This is a genomic window from Flavobacterium panacis (assembly GCF_024649945.1).
Taxonomy (GTDB): Bacteria; Bacteroidota; Bacteroidia; order Flavobacteriales; family Flavobacteriaceae; genus Flavobacterium; species Flavobacterium panacis.
Map to the genome: position 1 here is coordinate 381872 of NZ_JANKMS010000003.1, position 15858 is coordinate 397729.

Consider the following 15858-nt stretch of genomic DNA (forward strand, 5'->3'; position numbering starts at 1 on the left):
TTTATTTTTTGCCTTTAGAAGCTTTCTTTAGGTCGGTACCACCAGGAAGATTCATTTTATCTGTTAAAACTGAGATTTCGTTAAGGTCAAAATTACCTGTTAAAGATAATAAAACCGTTTCGTCGTTTTTAGCACCATCTACAAACATCAATAATTCTTTGATTTGTGTGTCGCTTGCTCCGGATTTTACCATTATTTTGACATTTTTACCGCTATCGTTTACTCGCATTAATTCTTCAAGACCTGCAGTTTTAATGTATTTATCTGCAGAAGCTTTCATGTCGGCCTCAATTTTAGGATTTTTGGTTGTAAACACTTTTAGATAATCTAATTTTTTAATCAGATTGATGTATTGTTGTGTTTCTTTATCAGAAGCATCTACTTTTACTTTGCTCATTAAATCGAACATTTTTTTGTTTACAATTACAGAAGTTACATCGTCTTGACCGTCAAATTTGTCAAAAGCGCCTTGTGCGTAAAAAGTTGTGGTAACAAAGGCGAATACTAAAGTTATAATGAAATTTTTCATGATTTTTTTTATTTGAATTTAATTACTGTTTAAAAATTTTGTTTTTTGATTGTTCGTATTCTTTAATGTAATGTACACTTTCGATACCTACATTAACATTGTTTGATAATAATGCTAAAGCTTTTTGAGTGGCTTTTAGCGCTTCTTCGGGATCATCGTAAGTTCCTAATTCGGTTTGCGAAGCTACTGCAGTAGTATCCTTTTTTTCGCTTACAAAAAAGTAGGTTCCAATTCCCAGCAAAACAACAGCCGAAGCCGCAATCGATAACCACGCTACGTTACGTTTTTTAGATTGTAGTGGAATTTCATACGTCGATTTCTGTTCTTTTGCTTGAGAGAAATATCCAAACATAGGTTTGTATTGCTCCAAATGCTGCGCAACATTCGATGAAGAAAAGTATTCTTTTAATTGATTTTCTTCAGCAATAGAAGTTTCTCCCTGAAAGTATTTTTCTAATATATCTTCTATTTTATTTAGTTCCATAAAGGTGTGTATTGGTCATTGATTCTCTAATTTTTTTTCTTGCTCTCGAAAGTGCAACTCGTATTGCTGTTTCATTCATGTTGACGATTTTTGCTATTTCGTCAAATTCATATTGTTCAATATCCCGAAGCTGTATTAACAACTGCATTTGTTCGGGTAATTCGTTTATAATTTTTTCAACCCATTCCAGACTATTTTCATCTTCTAGTTTTTTGTCCAGTTGTGGTTGTCGATCTGTAAAATTATTATGAACAATCTGGAGATTACTGGCTCTTTTAGATTTTAGCTGATCCAGACAATAATTCTTAGTCATTGTCATGGCTAGGGCTTCCACGCTATTGTAACTTTCCAGACTTTCTTTTTTGTTCCATAATTTTACCATTACCTCCTGAGTCGCATCTTCTGCTTCTTCAGTGCTTGTAAGCAATCTTTTTGCCAGACGAAAAACTTTGTCTTTAAAAGGATTTATTAATTCTATAAATACAATTTGGTTCATTAATCTGATGGTTAGTCGTTAGCTTATATATTCAAGACGAGGCACAATTCTGTTTGTTACAACAAAAACTAAAATATTTTTTTGTACGTAAAAAAATACTGCTTTTTGACGAAGCTAAAACTAAAGATACTACTTTTACGTTTATTCTATTATAGAAACCCAAACGATATGAAAACACCTTTAAAAAGTATTCTTTTTCTTTTTTTACTAGCTTTCTCTTTGCAGTCTTGCGAAGATAATGATGATGTTGCTGCTCCTGCAGATGTACAAATTAATAGCTTTATCTGGAGAGGTTTAAATGAAGTTTATTTATGGCAGGCTGATGTTCCAAATCTAGCCGATGGTCGTAATTTACAGCCCGATTTCAATTCTTTTTTAAAAGGATATTCAAAACCGGAAGATTTGTTTGAAGATTTATTATACAAACCGGAAAGTAAATATCCAAATGGGGGAGCCGTTGACCGTTTTAGCTGGATCGTTGACGATTATACTGTTTTGGAACAACAATTAAGCGGTATTACAAAAAACAATGGAGTGGACTTTAGGTTGAGTTACATTAGTGCAGATTCAAATGATTTATGGGGTTATGTTCGTTATATTATTCCAAATTCAGATGCTTCGAATAAAGCAATAAAACGTGGTGATATATTTACAAGTATAAACGGAACCAAACTTACGGTTTCAAATTATCAGACTTTATTGAATCAGGACAGTTATACTTTGAATTTAGCCGATTATAACGGAACTACTTTTGTCTCCAATGGAAAATCAGTGGCTTTGACAAAAACGGTTTTAGAAGAGAATCCGATTTTTATTAATAAAGTAATTGTTTCTGGAAGTCATAAAATTGGTTATTTGATGTACAATGGTTTTTATGATGAATATGATGATCGATTAAATCAGGCTTTTGGAGAACTTAAAGCGCAAGGTGTTACAGATTTTGTTTTGGATTTACGTTATAATGGAGGAGGAGCCATTTCATCGGCAGCTAAACTTGCCAGTATGATTACAGGGCAATTTGATACACAGATTTTTTCAAAAATGACATATAATGCTAAACTAATGCAAGGTTTGTCTACTGCAGATTTGGAAGATTTAAATGTGCGATTTGTTAAGAATTTAAATAGCCTAAATATGAGTACTGTTTATATCTTAACGACGGCGAGTACGGCTTCTGCAAGTGAATTAATTATCAACGGACTAAAACCGTATATCAATGTGGTTCAGATTGGAGAAACTACAACAGGAAAAAATGTAGGTTCGTTTACAGTTTACGATTCAGAAACTTTGACAAAAAGGAATGTTAATCCAAATCATAAATATGCGATGCAGCCTTTGGTTTTAAAAATTACAAACTCGCAAAATTTTGGAGATTATACAGGTGGATTGGTACCAACATATCAACAATATGAAAGAGTTACTAATTATGGAGTTTTAGGAGATGCTTCTGAACCATTACTGAATCTTGCTATTTCAAAAATTACAGGAGCGACAGCCAAAAGAATTCCTGATGATTCACAGCCAAATCGTCCGTATTTTACAGATTCTAAAATCATCAACGGTTTGAATCATGGTATGTATTTAAAAACTGCACCAAAAGGGTTTTAAGGACTTCTTTAAATAAAAAAAAGGCTTTCAGAAATGAAAGCCTTTTTTTATCCAAAATGTAAACTAATTCTAGTTATTGTTAGAATAAAAACCATTTGGTCCTAAACCAGCAGTAACTGTTTTTAAAACTTCTCCAGTTGAAGAATATACCGTAACAGTTCCGTCCTGAGTAAACTCATTTGCAGCTCCTGAATATATTTTGCCGTCAATAACGCCAAACCCGTAAAAAGTTGACCAGTTATTATCTGGTACCGAGAATATGGCTTTTTCAGAAAATGTCGTAGCAGATAAATTCATTGCATAAACTCCTAATCCTTGAGTGTAATAGATTTTATTTCCATCAATATCCATATTCAAAGCTCCTTTAACTGTAGTTGATTCGAAAGAAGTTGCTGTATCAGTAGAAGTGTTGATTTTAGATAATTGACTTTTAGTACTGTTTCCAGCTAATACATATACAGTTCCGTTATTTGCCTCAATTGAGTTGATGCCATTTTCAAGTGTAATAGTTTTCGTTACGCTATTAGTTGATGGATTGATTACTGTAACTTCAGTTCCGTTACCGTAAGAAGCGTTTGTAACATAAAGTTTTCCATTTGCTGCTACAATTTTTTCAGCTGTTTTATTTAATGAAATCGAAGTTAAGTACGCATATGTTTTTGCGTCATAAACAGTTACTGCTTTAGAAATAGCATTTGTAACATACAATTTGTCATTTAAAACAACACTGTAACGTGGATTTTCAAGTTTTTCAGTAATTGTGTAAAGACTTTTAAATGTATAACGATTTACTACTTCTACTTCGTTAGAATTGTTTACAACAATAAAAGCTTTATCATCGCTAAAACTTAGAGATTGAGCAACATCTCCTAAAACAACAGTTGGATTTACTACTTTGAAAATGTCATTTTGAAAAGTAACTAAATCATTTGAAAGGTAAGATACAGAAGCATTTGTCGACAAGAAGTTTCCTTCATTCAAAATAAGTACTCCATTGTCGTATGCTCCTAGCGGAGTATCAATTTTGTCATCATTATCGCTGCTACAAGAAGCAAACAGAAAAGCCGATGCTATAATTCCTAAATAAAGATTTTTCAGTTTCATGTTATTAATAATTAAGGTTTAAATAAATGGTTAAATTTCTTCCGGGCATAAAGCGATTAGGAAGCGCTTCATACTTTTCATTCCAAACATTGGCTACTTTGCAGCCTATTTTGAAGATATTTTTTTTGCTAAAATTGTAATCAACACCAACGTTTGAAACATTATAAGCATCAAGTATATATTTCGGACTATTGTCTGATGTTGTAAAAACTTCACCTGTATACATAATTTGATAATAGGCTGAAAGTTTTTTGAAATAATAAGACAATGAACCAGTTAGTTTATGATAAGGGACATAAAAAAGCTGTTTGTCTGTTTGGTCGTTTAATGAAACAGTATAAGCATAGGTGCCACTAAAATCAAAGGTGTGTTTGTCAAAACTTTTTTTCCATCCTAAAAGTGCTTCAGCACCATAGATCGTAACTCTGTCTGTATTTTCCGGAATCCAGTTTCCTGAACTGTTTGGAATCCATCTAATCATATCTTTAATCTTCATTCCATATGCTGTGACAGTCAAATGAAAATCTTTGTATTTAAATTCATTTCCAATTTCTGCCTGAAAGGAACTTTCTGGTTTTAAATCTGGATTTCCACTTCCTGACCAATACAAATCATTAAATGTTGGAATTCTGAAGTTTCTGGATAAATTAAATTTAAGCTTATAGAAATCTGAAAAATCATATCGGGAACCCACAGAAAAAAGAACAGGACTTTTATAAGCGTCTGAAACTTCTTTTCGGGCACTCATTTCGTAATTCCATTTATCTGTCAGGGTATGTTTCCAAAGCAAACTAGCACCACCAATTTCGCGGTTAGCTTTGCCAATTCCAGAACCTATTCCATCATTTTTGGTATAATCTAAAATGGTACTTATTTTCATTGTAGAAGATATCGTGTAATCAAGATCATATTTTCCGATAAAGCTTTTTACGCCTCCCGAAGTATATCCGTCCCGATTTATATCTTCAAAATAATTATAATGTTCAGTAATATAAGCGAGCTTTAAATTTGAATCAAATTTGCTAAAAGAGCTGCTCCAGGTTACTAAATTACGAGTGTTGTAATCTTGATATTTAGTTTTGGTTTGATTTGGAGAAGTGAGCGAAAAATGTCTTTCGCCATCAAATATTTCACTGTAAAATTTAATGCTGTTTTTGTCATTTATTTTATAACCAATAGCAGCATCGAGTGTATTATTGTAATATTGTCCGTTTTTGTTCCATACTTCTTGTCCGACAAATTTAAAATCATTGTCAGAACTGTTTCTGGTAAAACTGGCATTAAAACTCCATTTTTTAGTTGCTGCAGTAATCCCGTAAACAGCACTTAGAGTATTAAATTCACCATAATAGATCTGAAAATCATTTTTGAAAGTATCCGAAAATTTCAAATCATTGTTTAAATGAATGGTCCCTCCAATTGCACCACTTCCATAAACTACACTTCCTCCGCCTGCTTTTACATCAATCGAATTAAAACCTCTTGTTGAAATGGTATTAAAATCTGCCTGTCCTAATAACTGAGAGTTGATATTTATTCCATTCCAGACTACAACAGTCTGCTGAGAAGTAGTTCCTCTAAATGAAGGCGCCGAAGTCATGCCTAATCCATTTTCTTTAAAATAGATTACGGTATTATAATTCAGAAGAGAAGTTAATGACGATTGGTTTTTGCTAATGATAGAATCATTTAAGCGTTGAATGGATTGCGTATTCGAGAAGTTTTTAAGGTTATTATCAGAAACAATGACCTCTTTTAGTTTATTGATAGAATCGTTCTGCGCCAAAGTAATCTGGCACAACAATAGAAGACAAAAAGCAAACCTTAATTTTATAGTCATAATTTCTACACTCTTTTTCCCGAGAGCTCGATATTGGTTATAAAGGCAGGTCTCCTGGCTTGCGTCTTGTTGTTTTCCTTCCCATCACGGCTGCGTGACAGTGGCTTTGCAGTTAACAACAAGCATTCGTTTAGAACTCAGCTTACAGTTGCGGGTACAGCTCAAGAATTTACTTGATTCCCTTTTAATGTGTTTATAAAAAAAACACAACCTTAATTTGCTGCAAAGATAAAGTTAAAAATATGGATTAATCAAATTTGTGTAATTTTTAAGAGGTAATACTCAAACAAAACACCAATTTATAATTCAATTCTGATAACTTCTCCAAAATCAACTTTGCTATTAAATGCGTCTTTTAAAGGAAGAGAAGTTTGGTGACATAAAATACTTCTAATAATTCCAGCATGAGCAACAATAATAATAGGTTCTTTTATTTTTGAAATTTCATTAAAAAAACGACCAACTCTTTCATGTAATTCTATAAAAGATTCTCCATTTGTAACTTTGATATTCACAAAATCTTCCATCCACGGATTAAGTTCTTGAGGCGGAATTTCGTCCCATTTTTTCAATTCCCAGTCACCAAAATTCATTTCTTTTAATCGATCATCTTCCTGATAAGAAATTGTTTTAACGTTTTCACGAATGTGTTTTGCCAGAATTGCACAACGTTTCAAAGGACTAGAAAAAATAACAGCTTCTGAAGGAAGTTCTGAAACAATTCTACTGAATATTTCATCAAAAGGTTCTAGAATAGCGACATCAGATTGTCCGTAGCAGATTCCTTTCTCGCAGATTGTTTCCGTATGACGAACTAGATAAATTTCCATATAAATAAAATGCTCAAATAAAAAATTACTTCACAAACTTGCTGTGTCGCTCCAAGACAATCTCCTGTATAACCGTCAATCCATTTTTGGAAGTAACGCGCTAAAAAATATCGGGTAATAAAAACAGGGATTACAGCTAGAAAGAATTTATAATCAAAATAAGAAAACATAATTAACGGAATTAAACCAAAAAAGAATGAGCCAAAAACTTCTTTCCAAGTATATTGTTTGGCTATAGGTTTGCTTTTGCTCGAAGCGTCTTCACGAGAATATTCATGAGTAAAAATGATGCTGATTGCTGCTAATCGACTTAAAGAATGGGCACAAATAAAGAGGAGATAAATTAAAATGAAATTATGTGTAAAAAGTGAAATAGATTCCGAAAGTAATTTGAATTTAAAGAGAAAAAGCAAAACCAATCCAATTGCTCCATAAGCACCAATGGCACTGTCTTTCATAATCATTAAGATTTTTTCTTTGGTCCAGCCTCCGCCAAATCCGTCGCAAACATCTGCAAAACCGTCTTCATGAAAAGCGCCCGTTGTTAAAACAGAAATTATAATGGCAAAAATAACAGCAGTTTCTATTGAAAGAAAAAGTGAAAAAAGATAGAAAGTAAGAAATGAAATGCTTCCAACAATCCATCCAATAAAAGGAAAATATCTTGTGGCTTTATTTAAATAATCAGGATGATGTGTAATGTTTTTTGGACATGGAATTCGGGTATAGAACATTAAACAGGTAAAGAAAATATGTAGTTCTTTTTTCATTTTTTATAATTGGTTTCCATGGCAAAAATGAGAATAAATAATGCTGTAACATAATTATTTTGAAGAATCAATATGTTTTGAAGTTTTCTGAGACTGAAACCTGCGACTGCAAACTACTTCCTGCTTATTCCCGCGCTTTCAAAACTAGCCATTTCATTCAAAAAAGCTTCTGCAGATTTTAAGATAGGAAAAGCAATTGCACAGCCGGTTCCTTCACCTAATCGCAAATCGAGATTTAAAATCGGTTTTGCATCGAGATAATCAAGTAATTTGATATGTGCTTTTTCTGCGGAACAATGAGAGAAAACAGCATTTTTTGAAATATTCGGATTGATTTTAGTAGCAATTAAAAAAGCTGTCGTACAAATAAAACCGTCAATTAAAATCAGCATTTTATGATCAAAAGCAGAGAGCATTCCGCCTGCCATTTGTAGAATCTCAAAACCTCCAAAATAAGAAAGTTGCGATATTAATTCGGCTTGACCAGAATAATTTTCGATTGCTTTTTTGAGAATATTTTGCTTTTGAATTAGCTTTTCGTCAGAAACTCCGGTTCCTTTCCCGACGCAATCTTCGATAGGAAAACCTGTTAAGAGACTCATTAAAACAGAAGCCGTTGAGGTATTGCCAATTCCCATTTCACCAAAACCGATACAGTTGCAACCTGTTTTTGCGATATTTTCTACAATGGCTTTTCCTTTGTCCAAACACAATTGAACTTCAGATTCGCTCATGGCTGGAACATATAGAAAAGACTGCGTTCCTTTAGCAATTTTAGCATCAATTAATTTGACATTGGTTGGAAAATCATAATTTACACCAGCATCTACAATAGATAATTCGATATTATTTTGTTTGCAGAAAACATTTATTGCGGCGCCTCCATCAAGAAAATTATTGACCATTTGACGTGTCACGTCTTGCGGATAATCACTTACGCCATGATTGGCAATTCCGTGGTCTGCGGCAAAAACAACAATATTTGGATTGGTGATTTTAGGGTTTAAGGTTTCAAAAACAGTTGCCATTTGAAAAGCTAAAGTTTCTAAAGTTCCTAAGGCGCCAAGAGGTTTTGTTTTAGAATCTATTTTCTCCCGTAAAAGTTTAGAGAAATCAGTTTCGTTTTCCGTTTTACTTTTGGAATTTAATTCAAGATTAGAAATGTTTATCTTTTGAATTTCTGAAATCTCGCTACAAATTGGAGCTTCCGATTTCTGCTTCCAATGCAATTGCTGTAGCATAGGTTGGTTGTTGTAATTGGTAGCAGGTTTTCCAATACAGAAATAACCAAGAGGTTCTATGTTGTCTGGTAAATCGAGTATTTTTTTGAATTGATAATAATTTAAAATCGAAACCCATCCCATTCCATACCCTTGTTCAGTAAGCGAAAGCCAAATATTCTGTGCCGCACAAACCGAGCTAAATTTAACGGCTTCATTACTGCCAATAGTTCCGATAGTAAACTGATTGAGAACAGAACGGTCATAAGCAATAATTAGCCCAATTGGAGCTTCTTCTATTGCTTCAAGTTTCAGGGAATTGTACAGTTCTTTTTGTTCTTTGTTATCCGTAAGTTCAGCTGCTTTTTTGTTATAATCTAAAAACAGCTTTTTAATTGAAGTTTTAACTTCATTAGATTTTATCAGGAAATATCTAGTAGCATCGGTAAGCCCAACAGAAGGTGCCCAGTGCCCAGCCTGTAACGCTTTCTGAATTACATCGTCAGGAACTTCGTCATTTGTAAAGTGTCGGGTGTCACGGCGTGATTTTAAGATGTCGTCTAGTTGGCTCATTTTCAAAAATCAATAACATTTTCAAAAATCAAATTCAATTTTAAATCTGAAAAATTTTAATTCTTGTAAAGTTAAAGTATTCGTTTTGGAATCAAAAGTAATATTTGACTTATAGGAAAAAATACAGATTATTAATTTTTAAAATTGAAATGCAGTTGAATTTTACAATTGTTATTTATTTTTGACATTGACATTGACATTGACATTGACATTGATTTTTATCCTTTTATTTTAACAGGAATTCCAGAAACCATCAAAACGACTTCATCAGCATTTTCGGCAAGAAACTGATTCATCCAGCCTTGAAGTTCAACAAATTTTCTTCCAATATGAGTTTCTGCATGAACTCCCATTCCGATTTCGTTTGTTACAATAATGATAGTAGTGTTTTGGTGTTTTGTAATGGCTAGAAATTCTTTCTTTGCTTCTTCTAAACTTAGATGAACATCGTTTTGATGATCAACAAAAAAGTTTGTGAGCCAAAGTGTGACACAATCAATTAAGGCTGTTTTTTCAGAAAAATCAATTTTACTGAGATATTTTTCTTCTTCAACATTCGTCCAACGTTCGTCACGTTCTTGTTGGTGACGATCGATACGATTTTGAAAATCAGAATCCCATTTTCTGGCGGTTGCTACATATATAGGAGAATCAGAAAGTTCTAAAGCCAGTTTTTGAGCATAACTGCTTTTTCCAGAGCGTTCGCCACCGGTCACCAAATAAATCATGTTTTAGTAGTTATAAGTTAGGGGTTATAAGTTATGAGTTTCGTTTGGCAAGTTATAATTAATTTTGAAGACCAACTCATAACTTTTAATTCATAACTCATAACTTTTAATAAGGGCAATGTCGGCAATCGTTTCCGCAGCAAGTTCCTCTTTTTAAGTGAAACCAAGGTTTAAAAACATATTGACCATCTTCGATATAATAGTCGATACCTTCAATTAAATTATCGGTTTTAGGGAGCGAGATAGCTTTGTTGGTTGGAGCTTTGTCGGGAGTCATGGTTTCTACATATGCTTCGATCTTGTCTTCACAAGCTTCTTTAAAACAAATAGGACAAAGACAATCGCCTCCCTCGGAAAGGTTAAAAATAGGCGGGTAATCATTACACCAGCACTTTTTTTCTACAGATATATCTCCACAGCTGAATTCAGAATCACAGCTTGAGCAAATTTTCATTTTTGTGGTATTCATGTTGTAAAGATACAATTGTTTAAATTTGTAAGAATAAAGGTAAACAAAAAAAATAGAAAATACTTTACCTTTGTCGTGATCCAAAACATAAAATATGAGACATTTATTACCGAAAATGATTTTTATAGCTTCTTTTTTTATCCTGACAGGATGTAAGAAGAATGAAAATACAGAAACAGTAAAAGCAGAAAATGTAAAAAACAGTATAGAATACGCAAGCGGACTTTCGATTGTGAAATATGATGATTATTCAGTTGTAACTGTCTCAAATCCATGGCCAAGTGCGAATAAAGATTTCAAATATATTTTAAAAGAAAAAGATGCAAAAGTTCCAGACAGCCTTCAAACTTATACAACAATTCAGGTTCCGTTAACGTCTGTTGTGGTTACTTCGACTACTAATATTCCGTTTTTAGAAATGCTGGAAGTAGAAAACAAATTAGTTGGTTTTCCACATACCGATTATATTTCTTCAGAAAAAACGAGAGCTTTAATTGACAAAGGTTCTGTGAAAAATGTTGGACAAAATGAAAAACTAAACATTGAACAATTAATAGAATTGTCTCCTGATTTAATTGTAACTTTTGGAGTAGACAATAACAATCCGATGCTTGATAATTTGAAAAAAAGCGGATTAAAAGTATTGATTCAAGGAGATTGGATGGAACAATCACCGCTTGGAAAAGCAGAATGGATTAAACTTTATGGCGCTTTATTTGGTAAAGAAGAGCTGGCAAAAGAGCTTTTTGATAAAATTGTAGAAAGTTATAATCAGGCTAAAAAATTAGTTGCCGATAAACCAGCGACTTCTAAAGTTTTATACGGTTCAATGTATGAAGATGTTTGGTATGTTGCCAAAGGAAATAGCTGGGTAGCGCAATTTATGAAAGACGCACAAGCCAATTATTTATGGGCCAATTTACAAGGAACAGGAAGTGAAGGATTGTCTTTTGAAAAAGTATTAGACAAAGCCAAAAGTGCCAATGTTTGGATTGCTTCAGGATCGTTTAAAAATCTGGAAGAATTACAGAAAGCAAATCCGCATTATGCAGAATTTGATGCTTTCAGAAATAAAACGGTTTATAATTTTGAAGGGAAATTGGGCGCAACTGGAGGAACTGTTTATTACGAATTGGCACCGAGCCGACCAGATTTAGTTTTAAAAGATTACATCAAAATTTTCCATCCAGATTTATTGGCCAGTTATGAATTTACTTTTGCATCAAAACTGAATTAAATTGGCGAATAAAAAACGAAATACCATTTTATTTGTTATTCTAGCTTTAGGTCTTTTGCTGATGTTTTTGGCAAGCATTAGTTTAGGCTCTGTTATGATTCCGTTGAAAGATGTTTTTGCAAGTTTAACTGGAGGCCAAGCAACAAAATCGACTTGGGAATATATTATCATTAATTACCGTTTGCCAAAAACAATTACTGCAGTGTTGGTTGGTGCTGGACTTTCAATCAGCGGACTTTTGATGCAGACTTTATTCCGTAATCCATTGGCTGAACCCTATGTTTTAGGATTGAGTTCTGGCGCTAGTTTAGGAGTTGCTTTTGTGATTTTGGGAGCTGGATTTTTGCCTTCTTTTTTAAGCGCAATCGCATTGTCTTCGTACGGAATTGTTCTAGCATCTACAGCTGGAAGTATTTTGGTTCTGCTTTTAGTTTTAGTAGTTTCACAAAGATTGAGGGATACAATGGCAATTCTGATTGTGGGATTAATGTTTGCAAGTTTTAGCGCAGCAATAATAAATGTTTTAACGTATTTCAGTACAGCCGAACAGTTGCAAAAATTTACTTTCTGGTCAATGGGAAGTCTTGGAAATCTTTCATGGCCTACAATCGGAATTTTGACTTTTTGTGTTGGAATCGGAATGCTTTTAAGTGCGAAAAGTATAAAGCCTTTAAATGCTTTGCTTTTAGGAGAAAACTACGCTAAAAGCATGGGGCTGAATTTTAAAAAAGCACGATTAATAATCATATTTGCAACAAGTATATTGTCTGGGGCCATCACCGCATTTGCAGGTCCAATTGCTTTTGTTGGTTTGGCAGTACCACATATTGCAAAATTGACTTTTCAAACCAGTAATCACACCATATTATTCTGGAGTACTTTGTTTTTCGGAGCCATTATCATGTTGTTTTGTGATATTGTGTCACAAATGCCAGGTTTTGAGGTCACACTTCCAATTAATGCGATTACGTCTATCATTGGTGCGCCTGTTGTCATTTGGCTTTTAGTTAGGAAAAGAAATTTTAGATAATTTGTTTAGCCACAGATTACACAGATTTTTTTTAATCATTTTAATCCTTCTAATCAGTGGCAAAAGAAAAAACTTAGAAACTTAGTATCTCAGCAACTTAGAATCTTAAAAAAAATGAAAAACATCTTAACAACTTCAAATCTAAATATTGGATATAAATCCAACAAAGGCGTTACGACTATTGCTGAGAATCTGAATCTAAACCTAGAAGCAGGAAAACTAATTACTTTAATAGGAGCAAACGGAATAGGGAAATCGACTTTACTTCGAACTATTACAGGAATTCAAAAGCCATTATCAGGAAATGTACATTTAAACGAAAAAAATATTTCCGATTATAAACCTTTAGAATTAGCTCAAAACCTAAGTTTGGTTTTGACGGAGAAACTACCTCCAAGTAATCTTTCTGTTTTTGAATTAGTAGCCTTAGGCCGCCAGCCATACACGAATTGGGTTGATAAATTGTCTGATGAAGATATTGCAAAAGTTCATGAAGCTATGAGTTTAACTCAAATAGAACATTTAGCTTCAAAAAAGCATTTTCAAATTAGCGATGGACAATTACAGAAAGTTTTAATTGCAAGAGCTTTGGCACAAGATACTCCGTTAATTATTTTAGATGAACCGACAACACATTTGGATTTATTGCACAAAGTTTCATTATTCAAATTATTGAAAAAACTAACTCAGGAAACTCAAAAATGCATTTTGTTTTCTACACACGATATTGATCTGGCAATTCAATTAAGTGACGAAATGATTATGATGACACCAGAAAATATCATACAAGATCAACCATGTAATTTAATCTCAAACGGAAGTTTCAGCAATTTATTCAAAGACGAAAATATTGTTTTTGATGCTGAAAAAGGGAAGTTTTTAGTGAGTTAGTTTTTTTGAAGCTAATCCTGCTGTCCGCTATATCTTTTGTGGTGAACCCCACCACAAAAGGATGCCGCTTCCATCAGGGCTAGGGGTTCCGTTTTCAGAAGATGATTTTCCGATTAAACAGCTAAACAAATAAACGATTAAACTTTTTTAATCCCAATTTGTCTTTTCGCCTCACCAACCACAAAAGCAACCGAATTCGCAATATTAAAACTACGAATAAGCGGAGACATCGGAATCGTCAAATGATTTTCGAATCTTGACATGAACGCTGCGCTTAAACCAACACTTTCTTTTCCGAAAACCAGCCAGTCACCATCTTGAAACTCATTTTGCAGATAAGATTTTTCAGAATGTGAACTCATCAAAAACACACGGGAATGATCTGGAATTTGCGCAATCCATTCCTCTACATTTTGATATTCGGTAACATCCAAATGAACCCAGTAATCCAGACCAGAACGTTTTAGATTTTTATCATTAATGACAAATCCGAAAGGGTGAATTAAATGAAGACGACTTTCTGTACCCACGCACAATCTGCCAATGTTTCCGGTATTATTTGGTATTTCAGGTTCAACAAGAACTACGTTTAGCATGTTTTTAGTTATGAATTATGAGTTATAAGTTATAAGTTATAAGTTTTGAGTTTTGAGTTTTGAGTTTTGAGTTTTTGGGAATTATCTAATTGTCACATTATCTAATTATCCAATTGAAAATTCTCAACCTCTAGCACTTCGCCCGCTTTTAGATTTTGCAAATATACATTTCCTATTCGAACGCGAACCAAACGAAGAGTTGGAAAACCAACGGCTGCAGTCATTTTTCGAACTTGACGAAATTTACCTTCATTAATGGTAATAGAAGCCCAAGAAGTTGGACCGTGGCGCTCGTCTCTGATTTTTTTGGCTCTTGGTCCAAAATCAGGAATTTCAGTAACAATAAAAGCTTTGCAAGGTTTGGTTTTGTATTTTCCGCCGTCAAAACCAATTTCAACACCTTTTTGTAATTGTTCTATTGCTTCAGGTGTTATAACGCCGTCAACTTGAACGTAATATTCTTTGTCAACTTTTTTGCTTCTTACTTCTTCGCTAACCATTCCGTCGGTTGTCAATAGTAATAAACCTTCAGAATCTTCGTCTAATCTTCCAATAGCCATTGTTCCTTCGGGAAAATCATGTAATTCGCCCAAAAGCTTTTTCTTCCTTTTTAATTCATAGATAAATTGACTTAAATAACCGTAAGGTTTAAAAAGAAGGAAGTGTCTGTGCATTTTTAATTTTTTGCAAAGATAGTTCTTTCATAAAATTAAAACCAACTACTGCTTTTTTGATTTCATCTTTTTCAGCCATTGGTAAACAAACCAAATTGTGGTAATGATAAAAATGACTATCAAAACCGAATAATAGTTTTCGAAAAATTCATGAAAATAACTTCCAACCAAAATATAAACAGAAGCCATACAAAGTTTGATTAAGATAAATTCGGCATTAGACCAGCTAGTTTTGATTTTGAAGAAATTCATGATAATTAGTTTGTTAAGTTGCTTTGAATAAAGGTAATAAAATAAAAAGCAGATGGCAATTATAAAAGAAAGCAATCTTAAGTCATAATTTTTTCATACTTAGAATTTGTAATATTATAAATTAAAAGACAATGTTATGGAAACGAATAAATTAGGAACAAAAAAGATAAACGGAACTCAGAAGAATATCGACGAATCTAAAGGAAAAAACGTTTCGCACGATAAAGATCTGAAAGATGCCAAACTCAATAAAGAACTGGTAACAGATGCAGATGGAGATAAAAAAATAGTGGAAAGAGCAAGAAACGAAAACGAAGATATTAAAACCAAAATTTCAAAGACGGATTCCAATAATCCAAATGCAAATCGTGGTGTAAGTTCTGATGAGGAAGCTAAAAAAACGGTCGAAAACAAAGATCGTAATTCTGATATCACACCCAATCGATATCCGAATTCAAATCCTGAAAGCCATGAGGATCGTGGCAATATGAAATTGGACGAAGACCAATAAAATAATACGAAATTTT

Annotated in this window: 18 protein-coding genes and 1 riboswitch; of the genes, 5 read left to right on the top strand and 13 right to left on the bottom strand. The window is 33.2% G+C overall.

The genetic code is table 11. The annotated features are described in order from the left end of the window. Position 1: 1 nt before the first annotated feature. The 3 genes from NQQ59_RS09825 to NQQ59_RS09835 are packed head-to-tail and all read right to left on the bottom strand — an operon-like array spanning position 2 to position 1509. Positions 2-529, bottom strand: a complete 528-nt coding sequence (locus tag NQQ59_RS09825) for a DUF4252 domain-containing protein (RefSeq protein WP_144218087.1) — start codon at positions 527-529, stop codon at positions 2-4. A gap of 22 nt (positions 530-551) precedes the next feature. Continuing rightward, positions 552-1013 carry a hypothetical protein gene (locus NQQ59_RS09830; RefSeq protein ID WP_144218089.1) on the bottom strand — a complete coding sequence of 154 codons (462 nt, stop codon included), beginning with the start codon at positions 1011-1013 and terminating at the stop codon, positions 552-554. Beyond that, positions 1000-1509, bottom strand: a complete 510-nt coding sequence (locus tag NQQ59_RS09835; protein ID WP_144218091.1) for an RNA polymerase sigma factor — start codon at positions 1507-1509, stop codon at positions 1000-1002. The genes NQQ59_RS09830 and NQQ59_RS09835 overlap by 14 nt, the downstream gene beginning before the upstream one ends. Before the next feature lie 168 nt (positions 1510-1677). Between NQQ59_RS09835 and NQQ59_RS09840 the strand changes: the two genes are divergently transcribed. After that, positions 1678-3117 carry a S41 family peptidase gene (locus tag NQQ59_RS09840; protein WP_144218093.1) on the top strand — a complete coding sequence of 480 codons (1440 nt, stop codon included), beginning with the start codon at positions 1678-1680 and terminating at the stop codon, positions 3115-3117. A 69-nt stretch (positions 3118-3186) separates the two neighbouring features. Here NQQ59_RS09840 and NQQ59_RS09845 read toward each other — a convergent pair whose 3' ends face one another. The 7 genes from NQQ59_RS09845 to NQQ59_RS09875 form a co-directional block, all read right to left on the bottom strand. Further along, the gene (locus tag NQQ59_RS09845; RefSeq protein WP_144218095.1) at positions 3187-4221 is read right to left on the bottom strand and encodes a YncE family protein; all 1035 of its coding nucleotides are present in this window, start codon (positions 4219-4221) and stop codon (positions 3187-3189) included. 4 nt (positions 4222-4225) lie between these two features. Next, a complete protein-coding gene (locus NQQ59_RS09850) occupies positions 4226-6061 on the bottom strand; it encodes a TonB-dependent receptor plug domain-containing protein (protein ID WP_144218097.1) in 1836 nt (611 codons plus the stop codon). A gap of 27 nt (positions 6062-6088) precedes the next feature. After that, positions 6089-6291, bottom strand: a riboswitch (cobalamin riboswitch). Between the two features lie 69 nt (positions 6292-6360). After that, positions 6361-6891 (bottom strand): alpha-ribazole phosphatase, encoded by a 531-nt coding sequence (gene cobC, locus NQQ59_RS09855; protein ID WP_144218099.1) that lies wholly within the window; start codon positions 6889-6891, stop codon positions 6361-6363. After that, complete coding sequence (locus NQQ59_RS09860; protein ID WP_144218101.1) at positions 6876-7661, bottom strand: adenosylcobinamide-GDP ribazoletransferase; 786 nt, start codon at positions 7659-7661, stop codon at positions 6876-6878. The genes cobC and NQQ59_RS09860 overlap by 16 nt, the downstream gene beginning before the upstream one ends. A gap of 113 nt (positions 7662-7774) precedes the next feature. Beyond that, positions 7775-9454 (bottom strand): nicotinate-nucleotide--dimethylbenzimidazole phosphoribosyltransferase, encoded by a 1680-nt coding sequence (gene cobT / locus NQQ59_RS09865; protein WP_144218103.1) that lies wholly within the window; start codon positions 9452-9454, stop codon positions 7775-7777. A gap of 218 nt (positions 9455-9672) precedes the next feature. After that, the gene (gene cobU / locus NQQ59_RS09870) at positions 9673-10182 is read right to left on the bottom strand and encodes a bifunctional adenosylcobinamide kinase/adenosylcobinamide-phosphate guanylyltransferase (protein WP_144218105.1); all 510 of its coding nucleotides are present in this window, start codon (positions 10180-10182) and stop codon (positions 9673-9675) included. A gap of 106 nt (positions 10183-10288) precedes the next feature. Next, positions 10289-10651 carry a DUF5522 domain-containing protein gene (locus NQQ59_RS09875; RefSeq protein WP_144218107.1) on the bottom strand — a complete coding sequence of 121 codons (363 nt, stop codon included), beginning with the start codon at positions 10649-10651 and terminating at the stop codon, positions 10289-10291. 94 nt (positions 10652-10745) lie between these two features. Here NQQ59_RS09875 and NQQ59_RS09880 point away from each other — a divergent pair, with 94 nt between their 5' ends. From NQQ59_RS09880 to NQQ59_RS09890, 3 genes are all read left to right on the top strand, one after another. After that, positions 10746-11888, top strand: a complete 1143-nt coding sequence (locus NQQ59_RS09880; protein ID WP_144218109.1) for an ABC transporter substrate-binding protein — start codon at positions 10746-10748, stop codon at positions 11886-11888. Position 11889: 1 nt separating this feature from the next. Then, the gene (locus NQQ59_RS09885; protein ID WP_372497222.1) at positions 11890-12918 is read left to right on the top strand and encodes an iron chelate uptake ABC transporter family permease subunit; all 1029 of its coding nucleotides are present in this window, start codon (positions 11890-11892) and stop codon (positions 12916-12918) included. A 114-nt stretch (positions 12919-13032) separates the two neighbouring features. Beyond that, positions 13033-13809 carry an ABC transporter ATP-binding protein gene (locus NQQ59_RS09890; protein ID WP_144218111.1) on the top strand — a complete coding sequence of 259 codons (777 nt, stop codon included), beginning with the start codon at positions 13033-13035 and terminating at the stop codon, positions 13807-13809. A 137-nt stretch (positions 13810-13946) separates the two neighbouring features. On the opposite strand, the gene NQQ59_RS09895 is transcribed toward NQQ59_RS09890, so the two are convergent. The 3 genes from NQQ59_RS09895 to NQQ59_RS09905 form a co-directional block, all read right to left on the bottom strand. After that, positions 13947-14405, bottom strand: coding sequence for a tRNA (cytidine(34)-2'-O)-methyltransferase (locus tag NQQ59_RS09895; protein WP_144218113.1), 459 nt, complete (start codon positions 14403-14405; stop codon positions 13947-13949). A 101-nt stretch (positions 14406-14506) separates the two neighbouring features. Continuing rightward, positions 14507-15079, bottom strand: coding sequence for a pseudouridine synthase (locus NQQ59_RS09900; protein WP_144218115.1), 573 nt, complete (start codon positions 15077-15079; stop codon positions 14507-14509). 45 nt (positions 15080-15124) lie between these two features. Further along, on the bottom strand, positions 15125-15331 hold the full coding sequence (locus NQQ59_RS09905) for a hypothetical protein (RefSeq protein WP_144218117.1): 207 nt from the start codon (positions 15329-15331) through the stop codon (positions 15125-15127). 136 nt (positions 15332-15467) lie between these two features. Between NQQ59_RS09905 and NQQ59_RS09910 the strand changes: the two genes are divergently transcribed. Further along, on the top strand, positions 15468-15842 hold the full coding sequence (locus tag NQQ59_RS09910; protein ID WP_144218119.1) for a hypothetical protein: 375 nt from the start codon (positions 15468-15470) through the stop codon (positions 15840-15842). Positions 15843-15858 lie beyond the last annotated feature (16 nt).

What these genes read in the sequence shown, in the direction of transcription:
- NQQ59_RS09825 (WP_144218087.1), bottom strand. Translation starts at nt 529, where the DNA reads ATGAAAAATTTCATTATAACTTTAGTATTCGCCTTTGTTACCACAACT.
- NQQ59_RS09905 (WP_144218117.1), bottom strand. Translation starts at nt 15,331, where the DNA reads ATGAATTTCTTCAAAATCAAAACTAGCTGGTCTAATGCCGAATTTATC.
- NQQ59_RS09880 (WP_144218109.1), top strand. Translation starts at nt 10,746, where the DNA reads ATGAGACATTTATTACCGAAAATGATTTTTATAGCTTCTTTTTTTATC.
- NQQ59_RS09895 (WP_144218113.1), bottom strand. Translation starts at nt 14,405, where the DNA reads ATGCTAAACGTAGTTCTTGTTGAACCTGAAATACCAAATAATACCGGA.
- NQQ59_RS09835 (WP_144218091.1), bottom strand. Translation starts at nt 1,509, where the DNA reads ATGAACCAAATTGTATTTATAGAATTAATAAATCCTTTTAAAGACAAA.
- NQQ59_RS09875 (WP_144218107.1), bottom strand. Translation starts at nt 10,651, where the DNA reads ATGAATACCACAAAAATGAAAATTTGCTCAAGCTGTGATTCTGAATTC.
- NQQ59_RS09860 (WP_144218101.1), bottom strand. Translation starts at nt 7,661, where the DNA reads ATGAAAAAAGAACTACATATTTTCTTTACCTGTTTAATGTTCTATACC.
- NQQ59_RS09845 (WP_144218095.1), bottom strand. Translation starts at nt 4,221, where the DNA reads ATGAAACTGAAAAATCTTTATTTAGGAATTATAGCATCGGCTTTTCTG.
- NQQ59_RS09910 (WP_144218119.1), top strand. Translation starts at nt 15,468, where the DNA reads ATGGAAACGAATAAATTAGGAACAAAAAAGATAAACGGAACTCAGAAG.
- NQQ59_RS09900 (WP_144218115.1), bottom strand. Translation starts at nt 15,079, where the DNA reads ATGCACAGACACTTCCTTCTTTTTAAACCTTACGGTTATTTAAGTCAA.
- NQQ59_RS09840 (WP_144218093.1), top strand. Translation starts at nt 1,678, where the DNA reads ATGAAAACACCTTTAAAAAGTATTCTTTTTCTTTTTTTACTAGCTTTC.
- cobT (WP_144218103.1), bottom strand. Translation starts at nt 9,454, where the DNA reads ATGAGCCAACTAGACGACATCTTAAAATCACGCCGTGACACCCGACAC.
- cobC (WP_144218099.1), bottom strand. Translation starts at nt 6,891, where the DNA reads ATGGAAATTTATCTAGTTCGTCATACGGAAACAATCTGCGAGAAAGGA.
- cobU (WP_144218105.1), bottom strand. Translation starts at nt 10,182, where the DNA reads ATGATTTATTTGGTGACCGGTGGCGAACGCTCTGGAAAAAGCAGTTAT.
- NQQ59_RS09830 (WP_144218089.1), bottom strand. Translation starts at nt 1,013, where the DNA reads ATGGAACTAAATAAAATAGAAGATATATTAGAAAAATACTTTCAGGGA.
- NQQ59_RS09890 (WP_144218111.1), top strand. Translation starts at nt 13,033, where the DNA reads ATGAAAAACATCTTAACAACTTCAAATCTAAATATTGGATATAAATCC.
- NQQ59_RS09850 (WP_144218097.1), bottom strand. Translation starts at nt 6,061, where the DNA reads ATGACTATAAAATTAAGGTTTGCTTTTTGTCTTCTATTGTTGTGCCAG.